Origin of the sequence: Aeromonas taiwanensis, assembly GCF_000820165.1 — a bacterium.
Classification (GTDB): Bacteria; Pseudomonadota; Gammaproteobacteria; order Enterobacterales; family Aeromonadaceae; genus Aeromonas; species Aeromonas taiwanensis.
This window is the reverse complement of the sequence record NZ_CDDD01000056.1, coordinates 69,366-85,743: the sequence shown is the minus strand read 5'-3', so window position 1 is coordinate 85,743 and position 16,378 is coordinate 69,366. Positions and strand designations below refer to the sequence as shown.

At 65.9% G+C, this 16,378-nt stretch carries 15 protein-coding genes; 12 read left to right on the top strand and 3 right to left on the bottom strand.

The window, feature by feature from the left end; translation table 11 throughout:
* Positions 1-19: 19 nt before the first annotated feature.
* Positions 20-1,003, bottom strand: coding sequence for an arabinose ABC transporter substrate-binding protein (locus BN1136_RS09580; protein ID WP_043761146.1), 984 nt, complete (start codon positions 1,001-1,003; stop codon positions 20-22).
* Positions 1,004-1,362: 359 nt separating this feature from the next.
* Between BN1136_RS09580 and BN1136_RS09575 the strand changes: the two genes are divergently transcribed.
* The 3 genes from BN1136_RS09575 to araA are packed head-to-tail and all read left to right on the top strand — an operon-like array spanning position 1,363 to position 5,249.
* Positions 1,363-3,039, top strand: a complete 1,677-nt coding sequence (locus BN1136_RS09575; protein WP_043761147.1) for a ribulokinase — start codon at positions 1,363-1,365, stop codon at positions 3,037-3,039.
* Complete coding sequence (locus BN1136_RS09570) at positions 3,036-3,734, top strand: L-ribulose-5-phosphate 4-epimerase (RefSeq protein ID WP_043761149.1); 699 nt, start codon at positions 3,036-3,038, stop codon at positions 3,732-3,734. Before BN1136_RS09575 ends, BN1136_RS09570 begins: the two co-directional genes overlap by 4 nt.
* A 15-nt stretch (positions 3,735-3,749) precedes the next feature.
* Positions 3,750-5,249 carry an L-arabinose isomerase gene (gene araA, locus BN1136_RS09565; protein WP_043761151.1) on the top strand — a complete coding sequence of 500 codons (1,500 nt, stop codon included), beginning with the start codon at positions 3,750-3,752 and terminating at the stop codon, positions 5,247-5,249.
* A gap of 60 nt (positions 5,250-5,309) precedes the next feature.
* Here the strand turns inward: araA and BN1136_RS09560 are convergent, their stop codons facing one another.
* Complete coding sequence (locus BN1136_RS09560) at positions 5,310-6,200, bottom strand: LysR family transcriptional regulator (RefSeq protein ID WP_043761152.1); 891 nt, start codon at positions 6,198-6,200, stop codon at positions 5,310-5,312.
* A gap of 115 nt (positions 6,201-6,315) precedes the next feature.
* On the opposite strand from BN1136_RS09560, the gene BN1136_RS09555 reads away from it, so the two are divergent.
* The 6 genes from BN1136_RS09555 to BN1136_RS09530 all read left to right on the top strand — a co-directional run bounded on the left by BN1136_RS09555 (position 6,316) and on the right by BN1136_RS09530 (position 12,267).
* Positions 6,316-7,467: a methionine aminotransferase gene (locus tag BN1136_RS09555; protein WP_043761154.1), complete on the top strand. Its 1,152-nt coding sequence runs from the start codon at positions 6,316-6,318 to the stop codon at positions 7,465-7,467.
* Between the two features lie 8 nt (positions 7,468-7,475).
* Positions 7,476-8,291, top strand: coding sequence for a carbon-nitrogen hydrolase family protein (locus tag BN1136_RS09550; RefSeq protein WP_043761156.1), 816 nt, complete (start codon positions 7,476-7,478; stop codon positions 8,289-8,291).
* A gap of 51 nt (positions 8,292-8,342) precedes the next feature.
* Positions 8,343-9,113: an ABC transporter substrate-binding protein gene (locus tag BN1136_RS09545; RefSeq protein WP_043761158.1), complete on the top strand. Its 771-nt coding sequence runs from the start codon at positions 8,343-8,345 to the stop codon at positions 9,111-9,113.
* A 193-nt stretch (positions 9,114-9,306) separates the two neighbouring features.
* A complete protein-coding gene (locus BN1136_RS09540) occupies positions 9,307-10,017 on the top strand; it encodes a metallophosphoesterase (protein ID WP_043761160.1) in 711 nt (236 codons plus the stop codon).
* 168 nt (positions 10,018-10,185) lie between these two features.
* Positions 10,186-11,613: an exodeoxyribonuclease I gene (gene sbcB / locus BN1136_RS09535; protein WP_043761418.1), complete on the top strand. Its 1,428-nt coding sequence runs from the start codon at positions 10,186-10,188 to the stop codon at positions 11,611-11,613.
* Between the two features lie 147 nt (positions 11,614-11,760).
* On the top strand, positions 11,761-12,267 hold the full coding sequence (locus tag BN1136_RS09530; RefSeq protein WP_043761162.1) for a hypothetical protein: 507 nt from the start codon (positions 11,761-11,763) through the stop codon (positions 12,265-12,267).
* Positions 12,268-12,341: 74 nt separating this feature from the next.
* On the opposite strand, the gene BN1136_RS09525 is transcribed toward BN1136_RS09530, so the two are convergent.
* A complete protein-coding gene (locus BN1136_RS09525) occupies positions 12,342-14,057 on the bottom strand; it encodes a glycoside hydrolase family 36 protein (protein WP_043761165.1) in 1,716 nt (571 codons plus the stop codon).
* 129 nt (positions 14,058-14,186) lie between these two features.
* Between BN1136_RS09525 and BN1136_RS09520 the strand changes: the two genes are divergently transcribed.
* The 3 genes from BN1136_RS09520 to cdd all read left to right on the top strand — a co-directional run bounded on the left by BN1136_RS09520 (position 14,187) and on the right by cdd (position 16,345).
* Entirely contained in the window at positions 14,187-14,546 is a 360-nt protein-coding gene (locus tag BN1136_RS09520) for a CidA/LrgA family protein (protein WP_043761167.1), read from the top strand.
* The gene (locus BN1136_RS09515) at positions 14,543-15,229 is read left to right on the top strand and encodes an LrgB family protein (RefSeq protein WP_043761169.1); all 687 of its coding nucleotides are present in this window, start codon (positions 14,543-14,545) and stop codon (positions 15,227-15,229) included. Before BN1136_RS09520 ends, BN1136_RS09515 begins: the two co-directional genes overlap by 4 nt.
* Before the next feature lie 234 nt (positions 15,230-15,463).
* Positions 15,464-16,345 carry a cytidine deaminase gene (cdd, locus tag BN1136_RS09510; RefSeq protein ID WP_043761170.1) on the top strand — a complete coding sequence of 294 codons (882 nt, stop codon included), beginning with the start codon at positions 15,464-15,466 and terminating at the stop codon, positions 16,343-16,345.
* Positions 16,346-16,378 lie beyond the last annotated feature (33 nt).

Below are 16,378 nucleotides of genomic sequence, written 5' to 3'. Positions count from 1 at the left end.
GGGTACCAGGGGTGGGCGATTACAACCCTTTCTTCTGCAGCTCGGCCTTGAAGTTGTCGCGGGTGATGAGCACCACGTCGGTCACCTCGGTGAATTTGGCGGGCTCGGCGTCGTTGACGACCCAGTCATGAAGCATCTGGATGCTCTTGTAGCCGTGCACGTCCGGGCTTGGCAGCAGGGAGCCGAGGAAGCCGGTGGCGCTGGACTTGGAGAGCTCGTTCACCGCATCCACCCCGTTGATGCCGATGCCGATGACGTTCTCCGGCTTGAAGCCCTGCCCTTCGGTGGCGCGCACGCCGCCCAGCACTGTGTTGTCATTCATGCCGACGATGAGCCAGTTCTTGACCTCGGGGTGCTGTACCAGCATGGAGTTGGCGGCATCCAGGGCCCCCGGAATGTCGTTGCTCTTGGTGGGGGCGCGATGGATCTGGCCTTCGGGGAAGCCGGCGGCCTTCAGGGCACCGAGGGAGCCTTCAACCCGGCGACGGGCGGTATCCAGCTCGTCAGCGGTGATGGCGAGCACGGCGCTGCTCTTCGGATCCCACTGGCGCTTCTGCATCTCCTTGTAGAGCTCCTGACCCTGACGCTCGCCAATCTTGGTGGCGGCCATCATCACCAGGGGCACCTGCTCCATGGGCTGGCCCTTGGCATTGACGAACTGGTCATCCACCGTGATGACCTTCAGATCCATGCTCCTGGCCTTGGCCATGATGGCCGCACCCAGCTTGGGATCCGGGGTACAGATGACGAAGCCCTTGGCCCCGTTGGCCGCCAGGCTGTCGATGGCGTTGAGGGTCTTCTCCCCATCGGGCACGGCTATCTTGATCACCTCGAAGCCGAGATCCTTGCCCGCCTTGTCGGCGAAGTTCCACTCGGTCTGGAACCAGGGCTCTTCCGGCTGCTTGACCAGGTAGCCCAGCTTCAGCGTCTCGGCGGCGAAAGCAGAATTTGCCATACCAAGGGCGACGCCCATCGCGATCATGCCTTTAACGATTTTGTTCATGCGAATGTCTCCAACGGTTCTATCAATCCATGTATCCACGCAGTGCCACTCATTGAGCCAGTCAACTCGCAGCCTATAAAAACATGCTTAAACAGGACGTTATTGTTGTTGCTATGTAAGCGAACAAAGTTGTAATCGTTTTCACCATCAAAAATGGAGAGCAGGATCACGCCATGAAATTGCAGCCATTTCGTCCATGGAATTAGCAATTTCGTCACATATTGAATTTTCGATGGTCGTCACCCTCTCTTGCTGACAGCGTTTAAATCCATATTTACAGCAGCCGATGGCTAACCGCCCCGCCCGCCCATCTCCTATGGTTCCTCCCCAGTTACCCCCATTGATGGTCAGGAGCACTTATGTCTGAGCACATCGTCATCGGACTCGATTTCGGCAGCGACTCGGTCAGGGCACTCGCCGTGCGCTGCCAGGATGGCGCCGAGCTGGCGACCCACGTCGTCTATTACCCCCGCTGGCAGGCAGGTCTCTACTGCCAGCCGGTCAACAACCAGTTCCGCCACCACCCCCTCGACTACCTGGAATCCATGGAGCAGGCGGTGGTGGCAGTGGTGAGCCAGCTCACCCCGGACCAGCGCGCCGCCGTGCGCGGCATCGGGGTGGACAGCACGGGCTCCACCCCCGCCCCCATCGATGAGGAGGGCCGGGTGCTGGCCCTGCGTCCGGAGTTCGCCGACAACCCCAACGCCATGTTCGTGCTGTGGAAGGATCACACCGCCATCGAGGAGGCGGAGGCCATCACGGCCCTGTGCCACAGCGGCCAGTTCCCCGACTACAGCCGCTACATCGGCGGCATCTACTCCTCCGAGTGGTTCTGGGCCAAGATCCTCCACGTCTCCCGCAGCGATGCTGCGGTACGCGCCGCCGCCTGCAACTGGGTCGAGCTGTGCGACTGGGTCCCCGCCATCCTGAGCGGCACCCAGGCCCCGGCCAGCCTCAAGCGCGGGCGCTGCGCCGCCGGCCACAAGTCTCTCTGGCACCCGAGCTGGGGCGGCCTGCCCCCGGCCGACTTCCTCAATGCCCTGGATCCCCTGCTGACGGAGGATCTCGACTTCCCCCTCTTCACCGACAGCTGGACCGCCGATCTGCCGGTCGGCACCCTGACGCCGGAGTGGGCCGAGCGCCTGCACCTCTCCTGCGAGGTGGTGATCGCCGGCGGCGCCTTCGACTGTCACATGGGAGCGGTAGGGGCCGGGGCCGGCAAGCACGCCCTGGTGAAGGTGATAGGCACCTCCACCTGCGACATCCTCATGGCCGACGAGGCCAGCATCGGGGAGCGGGCGATCAAGGGGATCTGCGGCCAGGTGGATGGCAGCGTGGTGCCGGGCATGGTGGGACTGGAGGCGGGACAATCGGCCTTCGGCGACATCTACGCCTGGTATCAGCGCCAGCTCGGCTGGCCCCTGGACCAGCTCGCCGCCCAGTATCCGGAGCTTCGCACCGCCATCGAGGCCCACAAACAGGCGCTGTTGCCGAGCCTGGCCGCCGCCTGGGAGCAGCAGCGGGATCTCGCCCACCTGCCGGTGGTGCTCGACTGGTTCAATGGCCGTCGCACCCCCTATGCCAACCAGCGCCTGCAGGGCACCCTCACCGGGATCAACCTCGGCACCGATGCCCCCGACCTCTTCGGCGCCCTGGTGGCGTCCACCGCCTTCGGCGCCCGCAGCATCATGGAGTGCATGACGAGCCAGCAGGTGCCGGTGGAGCAGGTGATCGCCCTTGGCGGCATCGCCCGCAAGTCGGCGACCGTGATGCAGACCTGCGCCGACGTCATGAACAGACCCATCCAGGTGGTGGCCTCGGATCAGTGCTGTGCCCTGGGGGCGGCCATCTTCGCCGCCGTGGCGGCCGGGCTCTACGCCGATGTGGCGCAGGCGCAGCAGCAGATGGCGAGCGCCGTGGAGCGCACCCACCAGCCGGATCCGGTGCGGGTCGCCGAATACGAACACCTCTACCAGCGCTACCTCGCCTGGGGCGCCGCCGCCGAACCGCTCTACAACCGGGGGACACTGGCATGAATATCGACACCCTCAAGGAGCAGGTGCTGGCCGCGAACCTGGATCTGCCGCGCCACGACCTGGTGACCTTCACCTGGGGCAACGTGAGCGGCATCGACCGAGAGCGCAACCTGGTGGTAATAAAACCGAGCGGCGTCAGCTACGAGCGGATGCGAGTCGAGGACATGGTGGTGCTGGATCTCGCCGGCAAGCAGGTGGAGGGGGCCCTGCGCCCCTCCTCCGACACCGCCACCCACCTGGTGCTCTATCGCACCTACCCCGAGCTTGGCGGCGTGGTGCACACCCACTCCACCCACGCCACCGCCTGGGCCCAGGCCGGACGCCCCATCCCCATTTTCGGCACCACCCAGGCCGACTACTTCCACGGCGAGATCCCCTGCTCCCGCCTGCTCACCCCGGGAGAGGTGGAGGAGGACTACGAGGGGCTGACCGGCCACCTCATCGTCGAGACGCTCAGACAGACCCCCATCCTCACCATGCCGGGGGTGCTGCTGGCCAGCCACGGCCCCTTCAGCTGGGGCAAGGACCCCGAAGACGCGGTGCACAACGCCGTGGTGCTGGAAGAGGTGGCCCGCATGGCCTGGCTCACCGGCCAGATCAACCCGGCAGCCCGCCCCCTGCCCGATTACCTGCTGGAGAAGCACTACCAGCGCAAGCATGGCAAACACGCCTATTACGGCCAGACAAAAGCCTAACGAGAGGACACCAAGATGGAATTGATGAAACAGCTGGAAGTGTGGTTCCTGGTCGGCAGCCAGCACCTGTATGGCGCCACCACATTGAAGCAGGTGGCCGATCACGCCCACACCATCACCAGCCAGCTCAACGAGGGGGCGGGCCTGCCCCTCAAGATAGTGCTCAAACCCACCGGCACCACCCTGGATGAAATCAGCGCGGTAGCCCGGGATGCGAACCACGACGAGCGCTGCGTCGGGCTCATGGTGTGGATGCACACCTTCTCCCCCGCCAAGATGTGGATCCCGGCCCTCAGCCAGCTGCAAAAGCCCCTGCTGCAGTTCCACACCCAGTTCAACCGAGATCTCCCCTGGAGCGAGATCGACATGGACTTCATGAACCTGAACCAGACCGCCCACGGCGGGCGCGAGTTCGGCTTCATGGGGGCCCGTCTGCGCCTGCCCCGCACCGTGGTGGTGGGCCACTGGCAAGAGGAAGAGGCCAGGCAGAAGATAGGCAACTGGATGCGGGTCGCCGCCGCCATCCACGACAGCCGCCACCTCAAGATCGCCCGCTTTGGCGACAACATGCGCAACGTGGCGGTCACCGAGGGCGACAAGATTGAGGCCCAGATCCAGTTCGGCTATCAGGTGAACTACCACCCGGTGGGGGATCTGGTGAAGGTGATCGCCGCCGTGCCCGACAGCGACATCGAGGCGCTGCTGGCCGAATACGAAGAGACCTACACCCTGACCGAGGCGGTGCAGGCGGGAGGCCCGCTGCGTGACTCCCTGTATGAGGCGGCGCGCCAGGAGTTGGGGATGAAGAAGTTCCTCACCGACGGCGGCTTCGGCGCCTTCACCACCACCTTCGAGGATCTCTATGGCCTGCACCAGCTGCCGGGTCTCGCCTGTCAGCGCCTGATGCAGCAAGGCTTCGGCTTCGGGGCGGAAGGGGACTGGAAGACGGCGGCCCTGCTGCGCACCCTCAAGGTGATGGGGGCTGGCCTGCCGGGGGGCACCTCCTTCATGGAGGACTACACCTACCACCTGGAGACGGGCAACAACCTGGTGCTGGGGGCCCACATGCTGGAGGTCTGCCCCTCCATTGCCGCCGGCAAACCCGTGCTGGACGCCCAGCACCTGGGGATTGGCAAGAAGGCCGATCCGGCCCGCCTGCTGTTTGCGGCGCCAGCCGGCAAGGCGGTCAACGCCAGCCTCATCGACATGGGCAACCGCTTCCGTCTGGTGGTCAATCAGCTGGAGGTGGTGGACTTGCCAGAGGCCATGCCGAAACTCCCGGTGGCCAGCGCCCTGTGGAAACCCCTGCCTGATCTGCAGACCAGCGCCGAAGCCTGGATCCTGGCGGGCGCGGCCCACCACGCCGTCTTCACCCAGGCGGTGGACATCGAGCAGCTGCGCACCTTCGCCGACATCCTGGGCATCGAGTTCGTGGTGATCGACGAGCACACTCGCATCCCCGCGCTCAAGGAGCAGCTGCGCTGGAACGAGGTCTACTACAAGATCTGCAACTGACCCCTTCCCGTCACCCCACGAAACAGCCCCGCCCGCGGGGCTGTCTCTTTTTCTGGCCTGTCAGGGCTTGGCGCCCCCCGCCAGCAGCCAGTGACAGACCCTCTCCACCCCGTGGCGCTGGCTGTCGGGGCGGGCGATCAGGGCGTATTCGTGATCCGTCTCCAGCACGGGGGCGAAGGGGGCCACCAGGGCGCCGCTCTCCAGCTCCTCGGCCACTATGGTGGGATCCCCGAGAGAGAGGCCAAACCCCTGCAACGCGGCATTCATCGCCAAGTCCAGGGTATCGAACAGCTGCCCCCCCTGGGGCTGCCAGGGGGTCGCAATGAAGGTGGCAAACCAGTTTCGCCAGTCCCGCCGATCGACGCTGGCATGGATCAGGGGGAGCAAGGGGAGCTCCTCCAGGGAGCGCTCGAACAGACGGTGCTTGGCGGCAAACGCCGGGGCGCAGACCGGGGTCAGCCGCTCCCGGAACAGGGGCTGGCTGTTGGGATAGCGCCCCAGGCAGGGCTGGTAGACGATGGCGAGATCGAACGGCTCCCGGGAGAAGTCGATGCCGTGGTGGTGGCTGCCGCGCACCTCCACCGCCTCCCCCTCGAACGCCTGCAGCCGCCGCAGCAGCCAGCGGCTGGCGCAGGAGGGCACCTTGATGCTGATGGCCTGCTCGTGGGGCAGGGCCTGCAGGGCGCTGAGCCCCTCCCCCATGCGCACCAGTCCCTCCCGGATGAAGGGCAGCAGGCGCTCGGCGGCCGGGGTCAGGGTCAGGCTGCGGGTACCGCGCACGAACAGCAGGTGCCCCAGGCGCGCCTCCAGCTGGGCGATCTGCTTGCTCACGGCCCCCTGGCTGACGCACAGCTCGTCGGCGGCCAGGGTGAAGCTCAGGTGACGGGCGGCGCACTCGAAGACCTGCAAACCGTAGAGGGGCAGCTGGGTACGCGGCGGGGTGAACAACATGACAAGCCTCCATGCTTGAGAAAAACTCATGCATACCATGCCGAATAATCCGTTGTCCGGCAAGCGTCCAGGGGGCTAAAACAGGACCTCATTCCCACACTCAGGTGACGGCGCCATGTCCATCCCCCAGGTTTCCAGCAAACTGCCCCAGGTGGGCACCACCATCTTCACCGTGATCGGGGATCTGGCCGCCCGCCACCCCAGCATCAACCTCTCCCAGGGGGCGCCGAGTTTCCCCTGCGATCCCGAGCTCATCCGGGTGACCCATGAGGCCATGCTGGCCGGCGAGAACCAGTACGCCCCCATGACCGGGCTGCCCGCCCTGCGCGAACAACTGGTGGCCAAGATTGCGACCAGCTACGGCCACCACTATGACGCGGGCGAGGAGATCACCATCACCGCCAGCGCCAGCGAGGCCCTGTTCTGCGCCATCACCGCCCTGGTTCACCCCGGTGACGAGGTGATCATGTTCGAGCCGGCGTTCGACAGCTACCGCCCCATGATCCAGCTGCAGGGTGCCACCCCGGTGGTGATCGCCCTCAAGGCGCCGAACTTTGCCATCCCCTGGGAGGAGGTGGCCGCCCGCATCAATCCCCGCACCCGCATGATAGTGCTCAATACCCCCCACAACCCGACCGGCACCGTCTGGCAGGCGGCGGATCAGGAGCACCTCGCCCGCCTGGTGCGCGGCACCGACATCCTGATCCTCTCGGACGAGGTCTATGAGCACGTGGTGTTCGACGGTGCCCTGCACCAGAGCGTCATCCGTTACCCGGAGCTGGTGGAGCGCTCGGTCGCCGTCTTCTCCTTCGGCAAGACCTTCCACGTCACCGGCTGGCGCGTGGGGTACTGCGTGGCCCCCCGTCCCCTGATGGAGGAGATCCGCAAGGTGCACCAGTTCGCCATGTTCGCCGCCGACACCCCCATGCAGTACGGCTTCGCCCACCTGTTGCAGCAACCGGCCCACTACCAGGGGCTGGCGGCCTTCTACCAGCGCAAGCGCGACTTGCTGACCTCGGCCCTGGCAGAGTCGCGTCTGACCCTGCTCCCCTCCGCCGGCAGCTTCTTCATGCTGGCGAGTTACGAGCGCATCAGCGACGAGCCGGACAGCCTGTTCGTGCAGCGGCTGATCCGCGATCACGGGGTCGCCACCATCCCCGTCTCCGCCTTCTATCACGACGGCACGGATCAACGGGTCATCCGCCTCTCCTTCTCCAAGGATGACGACACCCTGCTGGCGGGCGCCGAGCGCCTGTGCCGCGTCTAGGAGGCCACATGGACAGCGTACGCGTTGCCGTGCTGCAGATGGTCTCCGGGGATGACCTCGACCACAACCTGACCCAGGCCGAGGTGCTGCTGGGCCAGGCGGCGGCCGAGGGAGCCGAGTTCGCCCAGTTGCCCGAGTACTTCTACCTGATGCCAGAAGATGAGCGGGCACGGGTCGCCCTGGCCGCCCCCGTCGGCGATCACCCCCTGCTGGCCTGGGTACAGGGGCTGGCCCGGGAGCTCGGGATCTGGATCCTGGCCGGCACATTGCCGCTGGCCAGCCACGAGCCCGGCAAGATGCACAACAGCAGCCTGCTCGTCGACCCCGAGGGCAACCTGGCCTGCCGCTACGACAAGCTGCATCTGTTTGGCTTTTGCACCGGGCAGGAGCAGTATGACGAGGCCGCGACCATGACCCCGGGGGAGGCGGTGGTGAGCCACCCCCTGCCCTGGGGGCTGCTTCGCCTCGGGATCTGCTACGACCTGCGCTTCCCGGAGCTGTTCCGGCTGGGGCCGGCCCCCGACATCATCGCCCTGCCCGCCGCCTTCACCCACACCACGGGGCTCGCGCACTGGGAGCTGCTGCTGCGGGCCCGGGCAGTGGAAAACCTGGCCTTCGTGCTGGCCTCGGCCCAGGGGGGACACCACCCCGGTGGGCGGCGCACCTTCGGCCACAGCATGATCATCGACCCCTGGGGCCGGGTATTGGCCCGGGTCGAGGAGGGTCAGGGCATGGCCATCGCCACCCTGGATCTGACGGCCCAGCGCACGGTGCGAAGCCAGCTGCCGGCCCTCGCCCATCGCAAGATAGCCGTCGGCCCCTAGGCCGACATCCGTTACGACCATCGACATGACGCCACACTCAAGGGACTGACTATGAAACTCAACACCGCAATGATGCTGGTGGCCCTGGCCACCACAGGCCAGGCTGCCGCCAAACCCCTGGTGATCGCCACCGACGCCACCTACCCCCCCTTCGAAATGGTCGACAGCAGCGGCAAGCTCGGCGGCTTCGAGGTCGAGCTGGCCTACGCCCTGTGCGCGGCCATGAAGACCGAGTGCGAGGTGATCAACCAGCCCTGGGATGCCCTGCTTCCCGGCCTGCAGGTGCGCAAGTACGACGCCATCATGTCCTCCATGAACATCACCGATGAGCGACGCCAGAAGGTGGACTTCAGCCAGGTCTACTACATGATGCAGAACCGCTTCGTGGGGCGCAGCGACAAGGCCGCCGACTTCGCCGACGAGCCGGCGCACTTCAAGGACAAGGTGATCGCGGTGCAGGAGGGCACGCCCCAGGACAACTTCGTCACCGCCCGCTACGGCGACGTGGCCAAGATCAAGCGCTACGTCAACGCCCAGTCCCCCATGCTGGATCTGCAGTCCGGCCGCGCCGACTACACCTTCGGCAACATGGTGCAGTTGAAGGTCGGCTTCCTCGACAAGGAGATGGGCAAGCAGTTCGCCTTCGTCGGTCCCCAGTTCAACGGCACCCAGGACAAGATCCTGGGCGAAGGGGTCGCGGTGGCCCTGCGCAAGCACGACGACAAGCTCAAGGCTCGCTTCGATGCCGCCATCGACAGCGTCAAGGCCGACGGCACCTTCGACACCCTGCTCAAGAAGTACCAGCTCGAAGACCTGCTCTGATCCCGGAATCCGTCGTCCATCAAAAATGCCAGTCGACATCGACTGGCATTTTTTATCCCGGGTGTTCTGCTGACACAGGCCCCCCTCCCCTTCAAGGTTCTGGCAGAGCGTGCCATGCTCCCTGTATTCCTGCGCCGTTCACGCCGCGTCGCGCATCCGCGCTCCACACACTGCGCAGGCAAGGAGGCACGCCATGACCCCGTCCCCCCTCATCCGCCGCTTTTCCCCCAATCTTCTGGGGCGCGATCTGGCGGTGGGCGATATCCACGGCTACTTTGCGCTGTTGCAGCAGGCACTGGACAGCATCGACTTCAACCCCGAGCGGGATCGCCTCTTCAGTGTGGGGGATCTGACCGATCGCGGGCCCGAGTGCGCCAAGGCCCTGGACTGGCTGGCACGCCCCTGGTTCCATCCGGTGTGCGGTAATCACGACGACTACGTCTGCCGCCATGAGAGCTGCGATCGGGAGAACTGGATCCAGAATGGCGGAGGGTGGTTTGCGCAACTGAGCCAGGACGAGCAGGCCCTGTTCGCCGCCCGCTACCGCGCCCTGCCCCTCGCCATCGAGGTGCAGACCCGCCGCGGGCCCGTCGGCCTGCTCCACGCCGATTGCCCCTTCCCCACCTGGCAGGGCCTGCTGGACCAACTCGATGCCGGGGTAAGCGGCGGGACGCTTCGGGCCATCAAGAACGTCTGCCTCTGGTCACGGCGCCGCATCGAGCTGCTGGACGAGAGCGGCATCGAGGATCTGGTCGCCCTGGTGGTGGGCCACACCCCGGTAAGCGTCCTGGTGCGCCTCGGCAATGTCTACTACATCGACACCGGCGGCTGGTATCCCCACGCGGGCGGCTATTTCACCCTGCTGGATCTGGACAGCCTGACGCCCCTCTTTCCTAAGCGGTAGAGGCCGGACCATCGCCAGGTCGCGCCACGCTGCTCGTTAAACCGCCAGGCAGGCGCACCGGACTTCGCTCTGCCTGCGCTATGGTTTACCATGCTGACCATTGTGGTGCCTGGCACCCCCACCCCGGCGCCTGACGCCGCCGTCACCGGATACCCCATCTCGAACAACATGAGCAACACAGCGCACCCGGGCAGCGGGCCCACCTTCTACTTCCACGACTACGAGACCTTCGGCATCAGCCCGGCGAAGGACAGACCGGCGCAGTTCGCTGGCATTCGCACCGACGCGGATTTCAACGTCATCGGCGAGCCGCTGGTCATCTATTGCAAGCCGCCGGCGGACTATCTGCCGGAGCCGGAGGCCTGCCTCATCACCGGCATCACGCCGCAGAAGGCGATGAAGGATGGGCTGTGCGAGGCGGACTTCATCCGCCAGATCCACGGGGAATTTGCCACCCCGGGTACCTGCGTGCTCGGCTACAACAGCATCCGTTTCGATGACGAGGTGACCCGCTACACCCTCTATCGCAACTTCTACGATCCCTACGCCTACGCCTGGCAGAACGGCAACTCCCGCTGGGACATCCTCGACATGCTGCGTGCCTGCTATGCCCTGCGCCCTGAGGGGATAGAGTGGGCCTTTGACGAGGAGGGCAAGCCGAGTTTCAGGCTGGAGAAGCTCACCGTCGCCAACGGCGTATCTCACGCCAACGCCCACGATGCGCTCTCCGACGTCCTGGCCACCATAGAGATGGCCAAACTGGTGAAAAAGGCCCAGCCCAAGCTGTTCGGCTATCTCTTTGACCTTCGCAACAAGAACAAGGTCAAGGCGCTCATCGACGTGGTGACCATGAAGCCCCTGGTGCACGTGTCCGGCATGTTCTCCCCCTGGCAGGGCTGCGCAAGCTGGGTGTCACCGCTGGCCTGGCACCCCACCAACCAGAACGCGGTGATCATGGTGGATCTCACACGCGATCCGACCCCGCTCATCGAGCTGTCCTGCGAGGAGATCAGAGAGCGCCTCTACACCAAAAAAGAGGAGCTGGGGGATCTGGCGGGCATTCCGGTGAAACTGGTGCACATCAACAAGTGCCCCGTGCTGGCGCCGGCGGCCACCCTGACGGCGGAGCGCGCCGACGAGCTCGGCATCAATCGGGAGCAGTGCCGCAAGAGCCTGGATCTGCTGCGCGCCCACCCCGAGGTGCGGGAAAAGCTGGTGGAGGTGTTCAACCAGGAGTTTGCCGGCAGCAACGAGAGCGACCCCGATACCCAGCTCTACGCCGGTTTCTTCGGCCACGGCGACAAGGCCACCATGGATCTGGTGCGCGCCACCCCGCCGGATCTGCTGGGGGAACGGGAGTTCGCCTTCAGCGACCCCCGCCTGCCCGAGATGCTGTTCCGCTACCGCGCCCGCAACTGGCCCCACACCCTGAGCGAGGCGGAGCAGAAGCGCTGGCGCCTGCACTGCAGCGACTACTTCAGCAGCCGCCTGCCCGACTACGCTCCCCGCCTCGAGGCGCTGGCAGAGCAGAATCAGGGTAACGAACGAAACTTTGCGATTCTAAAGAGTCTCTACCACTACCTGGAAGATCTGTGAGATGTGAGCCGTTTCACAGTTAAACTCCTGTGCCCGCCTCGCGGGCACGACATAATGAGCAGGGAGCCCAGGCTCCTGATAGTTTGATAATTATTCGCGCTATCGGTATGGATGCCGTGCTCTCGACTGTTGGGGATCTCTCGTCTTATGCGTTTAGCACTGCCTGCTGTCATGCTTGCCGCCGCTGCCTTGCTGCCTTCGCTCGCCCAGGCCGGCGTGCGTTTCGAAGTGCCGGACTATCTGCTGCGTCTGCCGGAGCAGACCTATCAGCTCATCGAACGCAACTTCAACACCCTCTACCAGCAGACCGACTTCACCCCCCAGATCACCAACAGCTACTTCAACCACTCGGATCTCTACCGCTTCGCCGGCATCCCCCTCGCCATCACGCCGCAAAACGGCTTCCAGATGGAGGTGTTCGGCCAGCTCTACAACAAGTCGTCCCAGATCTACGCCCAGATGAGCCAGGATCTCTCCCTCTACCGCACCCTGCGGGTCGACATGATGGGGGATCAGAGCGATGCCATCGCCATCGGCATGGGGCTCGGCATTCCCCTCAGCAACCGCCTGACCGTCAAGGCGCTGGCCTCCAGCAACCAGATCCCGGGCTATGGCTCCGCCAACTACGCCGTCGGCGTGGAGTGGCACTTCTAACGAAGCACGCCCAACACGCTCCCTACATGGAACAAGGCTCCCGATGGGAGCCTTGTCGCTTTTGACGGGGAGGATCAGCCGTAGCGGATCACCCGCCCCTGGCCTCCCTGCAGCACCAGTTCCTCCCCCTGAGGGGCCTCATTCCAGAAATCCGTGCCTCCCGCCGGCAGCGCGACCCGGGCCTCCTGCTCGCCCCAGTTGAACAGGCAGAGCAGCTCGCCGCCCCCGGGCAGCGCCACCCGCCCGCGGCTGAAACGCATGTCGTCGAAACGGGCCGCCGGGGCGCGCCCCTCGCACAGGGCCAGCAGCTTGTGCAGCCTCGTTCCCTGTTGCTCGTCCAGATCCTGCAGCCTGTCGCCGACCAGCACCATGCCCCCGCTCGCCACCAGGGCGGCCAGGTGGAAGTCATACTCGGCGGCGCTGGCCCGCTGGCTCGGCAGATCCCGCTGGCAGACGCAGTCGGGATCCAGCGCCCAGAGCCGGTCGTTCTGCCAGGCGCGGCAGAAGGCTTCCCGCGCTATCTGGCGAAAACGCGGGCCATGGCGCTCCACGTCGTCGCTCACCCGCATGCCGTGCACCAGGCCCAGGCTCGGCCAGATCGGGGCGTTGCAGCCGAGCAGGAAGGCCCCCTCCCCGGCGCCGCGCAAGATGGCGGCCATGCCGCGACGATAGGCCTCCACCCGGGTCGCGTCGGGATCGTGGAAACGACCGCCGTGGATGGCCCCCCAGAAATTGGCATCCAGCTTGAAGTAGTGGATGCCCCACTGCTCGCGCAGGGTACGGAACAGCTGCTCGAAGTGCGCCTGCACCTCGGGGTGGGTACCGTCCAGCACGTACCAGGGGGTGCAGCGCCAGCCGCCGTAGGTGACCCGTTCGGAGGGGAGCGGCAGGCCGTCGTCCCCCTTTACGAACCACTCCGGGTGCTGCTGGAACACTTGCGAGCCGGGCTCGGCGATAAAGGGGGCGACCCAGAGCGCAGGCTCGCAGCCGGCGGTGCGGATCTCTCGGGCAAGGGCCGCCACCCCCTCCTCGAACTTGGGAGACGGGGTGAGCCAGTCCCCCATCCTGGCCTGATAGCCGTCGTCTATCTGCACGTAGCGCAGGGCGGGGAAGCGCTCGGCCCGCACCGCCAGGTTTTCGCGAATGTCGTCCGCGCTCACCTGGGCATAGTAGTGATACCAGGAGCACCAGCCGCTCGGACGCGCCGCCATCTGGTCCACCAGGGTGCCGTGCTCCCTCTCGATGAGGCGGGCCAGTTCGGCCAGCAGGGCCTCCCTGTCCGGCCCCTCCAGGCAGATCAGCGCCTCGCTCTGCCAGTGTGTCTGTGGTGCCAGCACCCGCCCCTCGGTGTTCATCACTATGGCCAGGCGGCCATCCGGGTAGAGGCGAAACTCGCCGCCAAAGCGGTGGCAGCTCGCAAACGCCAGGAGCAGCCAGCCCCCCTCCTGTTCCACCAGCAAGAGGTTGTGGACGGTGTGATAGCCCTCGTCCTCGGTGATGCGATAGACGCCGGCATCGGGGCAGCGCCCCACCGGCTGCGGCGATTGCCAGCTGCCCATGGTCTGGGCCAGCATCTGGAACCCCTCGCCATAGATGGCGGCGGCGGGCGAGAGGCCGAGATCCCCCTCGAACAGCCGCCAGTGATGCACCGGCGCCGGGGTGCTCCCGGTGTTGTCGAGCCTCACCCGGCACAGGGGTCCGTCCCACTGGCGGGTCTGCAGCAGCTGGGGAGAGAGGGCGGGATCGGCTGACAGCTGGCGCAGCCTGGCCAGGAGAGAGGGGTACGACATGGGATCTCCTACTTGTGGGGGAACGACGGGAAGCGCCATTGTATCCCCTGCGGGCCAGTTGACCCTGTTCCGTGCCCCCCGTGCCTGTTAAACTGCGACCTCGCTCACAGTTGCCAAGATGAGGCCCCCGTGCTGCTCCGACGCACTCTGCTCTACCTTCGTGATTTTCTGGTCATCATCGCCTGCCTGCTGGCGGGCAAGGCCCTGGCCGCCATCCTGCCTTTCGCCTTCCCCGGCAGCATCCTCGGCATGCTGCTGCTGTTCGTGCTGCTCTCCCTGCAGCTGGTCCGTTTCTCCTGGGTCGAGCTGGGGGGTGGCCTGCTGCTGCGCCACATGGGGGTGCTGTTCGTGCCGGTGGCGGTCGGCCTGGTGGCCTGGCTCGAGCCCCTGCGCCAATCCTTCGGCCTCATCATGCTCTGCGTCGTGCTCGGCATCGTGCTCATTCTGGGTGCGGTCGGCCACCTCTATCAAAGGATGAACAAGCCATGATGTTCTGGTTTGCCCTGCCCCTGACCCTGGCGCTCTATTTCATGACCCGGGCCCTCTATCGTCGCCTCCCCTGGCCCGTCATCAACCCCGTGCTGATCCCCACCGCCGCCATCATAGGCCTGCTGCTCTGGCTGGATCTGCCGCTGGATCAGTACCAAGGGGGCACTGCCCCCCTCACCGCCCTGCTGGAGCCGGCCGTGGTGGCCCTGGCCCTGCCCCTCTACCAGCAGGCGCGCCAGATCCGGGACAAGCTCAAGCCCATTCTGATCTGCACCCTCAGCGCGGTATTCATCTCGGTCTGCACCACCCTGGGTATCGGGCACCTGATGGGGGCGGATCCGGCGCTGCTGGCCTCCATCGCCACCAAGTCCATCACCACCCCCCTCGCCATGAGCGTCAGCCAGTCCCTGGGCGGCATTCCCGCCATCGCCGCCGCCGTGGTGGTGGTAGTGGGGATCCTGGGGGCCCTGGTGGGCTTTCCCCTGCTCCGGCTGATGCGGGTGACCGACCCCGAGGCCCAGGGGCTCGCCATGGGGGCCTGCGCCCACGCCATCGGCACCGCCGCCTCCGCCGAACAGGGGATCACCCAGGGGGCCTTCTCGTCGCTCGCCATGGTGGTGTGCGGCGTGCTGACCGCCGCCGTCGCCCCCCTGCTGTTCGCCCTCTACCACTGGCTGACCTGAGCCTCGGGACACCCGGCCATGGCCCTCTGGGCCATGGCACCTTCCTTCCCTCTTCAATCATACCCAGGCGACACCGACGGTCCCGTCACGCTGCGAGCCCGCGCACAGATTGCGAAAGACAAACGTTTCCTTTACCATCCCCGGCTCTTTGCCCATCAAGGCGTGAGCGCGCTCACATATTTCACCGCGCTTGCTCCCTACAATGGCCCCCCAATTGGCCTTTGAGGACACAGTATGCATCCCCGCTTTGCCAAGCCATTCGAGACCCTTTCTGCCCCGCTCCAGGACGCCCTGCGCCCCATGCTGGGGGACGATTTCCAGGCCCGTTTCACCCCCGCACAGGTGGCGACCCTGAAAGCCGCCACCGGGCTGGATGACAGGGCCCTGCGCCTGGCCCTGCTGCCACTGGCGGCCGCCTGCTCGGTCGCCCCCATCTCCAAATTCTTCGTCGGTGCCATCGCCTGCGGCCTGAGCGGCACCTGGTACTTCGGCGCCAACATGGAGTTCGCAGGCCAGGGGCTGTTCCACTCGGTGCACGCCGAGCAGTCCGCCATCTCCAACGCCTGGCTCGGCGGCGAGACCGGGATCTCCGAGATCACCGTCAACTACACCCCCTGTGGCCACTGCCGCCAGTTCATGAACGAACTGAGCACCGCCAAGACGCTCAAGGTCTCCCTGCCGGACGACTTGAGCGAGCTGCAGGCCTTCCTGCCTCACTCCTTCGGCCCCGCCGATCTCGAGATCACGGACGCCCTGATGAGCCCCCAGGCCCACGACGAGCTGGTGCTCGAGAGCGACGACCCCTTGTGGCAGGCCGCGCTCGCCGCCGCCCGCCAGAGCTATGCCCCCTACAGTCAGGGCTATGCCGCGGTGGCGCTGCAGTTCGAAGATGGCCGCATTTTCTGCGGTCGCTACGCCGAGAACGCCGCCTTCAACCCGAGCCTCCCCCCCATGCAGATGGCCTGCGCCCATGCGGTGCTGAATGGCGAGGATCTCGCCACCGTCCGCCGCGCCGTGCTGCTGGAGAGCAAGGATGGCCAGATCAGCCAACGGGACTCCGCCCAGTCCACCCTGAGGGCCCTGGGCTCGGTCGAACTGGAATACAACGCCGTCTAACGCCGTGCAACGACCATAAAAAGGGGAGCCATC

What these genes read in the sequence shown, in the direction of transcription:
- BN1136_RS09555 (WP_043761154.1), top strand. Translation starts at nt 6,316, where the DNA reads ATGTCCATCCCCCAGGTTTCCAGCAAACTGCCCCAGGTGGGCACCACC.
- BN1136_RS09515 (WP_043761169.1), top strand. Translation starts at nt 14,543, where the DNA reads ATGATGTTCTGGTTTGCCCTGCCCCTGACCCTGGCGCTCTATTTCATG.
- BN1136_RS09530 (WP_043761162.1), top strand. Translation starts at nt 11,761, where the DNA reads ATGCGTTTAGCACTGCCTGCTGTCATGCTTGCCGCCGCTGCCTTGCTG.
- BN1136_RS09570 (WP_043761149.1), top strand. Translation starts at nt 3,036, where the DNA reads ATGAATATCGACACCCTCAAGGAGCAGGTGCTGGCCGCGAACCTGGAT.
- BN1136_RS09575 (WP_043761147.1), top strand. Translation starts at nt 1,363, where the DNA reads ATGTCTGAGCACATCGTCATCGGACTCGATTTCGGCAGCGACTCGGTC.
- araA (WP_043761151.1), top strand. Translation starts at nt 3,750, where the DNA reads ATGGAATTGATGAAACAGCTGGAAGTGTGGTTCCTGGTCGGCAGCCAG.
- BN1136_RS09525 (WP_043761165.1), bottom strand. Translation starts at nt 14,057, where the DNA reads ATGTCGTACCCCTCTCTCCTGGCCAGGCTGCGCCAGCTGTCAGCCGAT.
- BN1136_RS09580 (WP_043761146.1), bottom strand. Translation starts at nt 1,003, where the DNA reads ATGAACAAAATCGTTAAAGGCATGATCGCGATGGGCGTCGCCCTTGGT.
- sbcB (WP_043761418.1), top strand. Translation starts at nt 10,186, where the DNA reads ATGAGCAACACAGCGCACCCGGGCAGCGGGCCCACCTTCTACTTCCAC.
- BN1136_RS09560 (WP_043761152.1), bottom strand. Translation starts at nt 6,200, where the DNA reads ATGTTGTTCACCCCGCCGCGTACCCAGCTGCCCCTCTACGGTTTGCAG.
- BN1136_RS09540 (WP_043761160.1), top strand. Translation starts at nt 9,307, where the DNA reads ATGACCCCGTCCCCCCTCATCCGCCGCTTTTCCCCCAATCTTCTGGGG.
- cdd (WP_043761170.1), top strand. Translation starts at nt 15,464, where the DNA reads ATGCATCCCCGCTTTGCCAAGCCATTCGAGACCCTTTCTGCCCCGCTC.
- BN1136_RS09545 (WP_043761158.1), top strand. Translation starts at nt 8,343, where the DNA reads ATGAAACTCAACACCGCAATGATGCTGGTGGCCCTGGCCACCACAGGC.
- BN1136_RS09550 (WP_043761156.1), top strand. Translation starts at nt 7,476, where the DNA reads ATGGACAGCGTACGCGTTGCCGTGCTGCAGATGGTCTCCGGGGATGAC.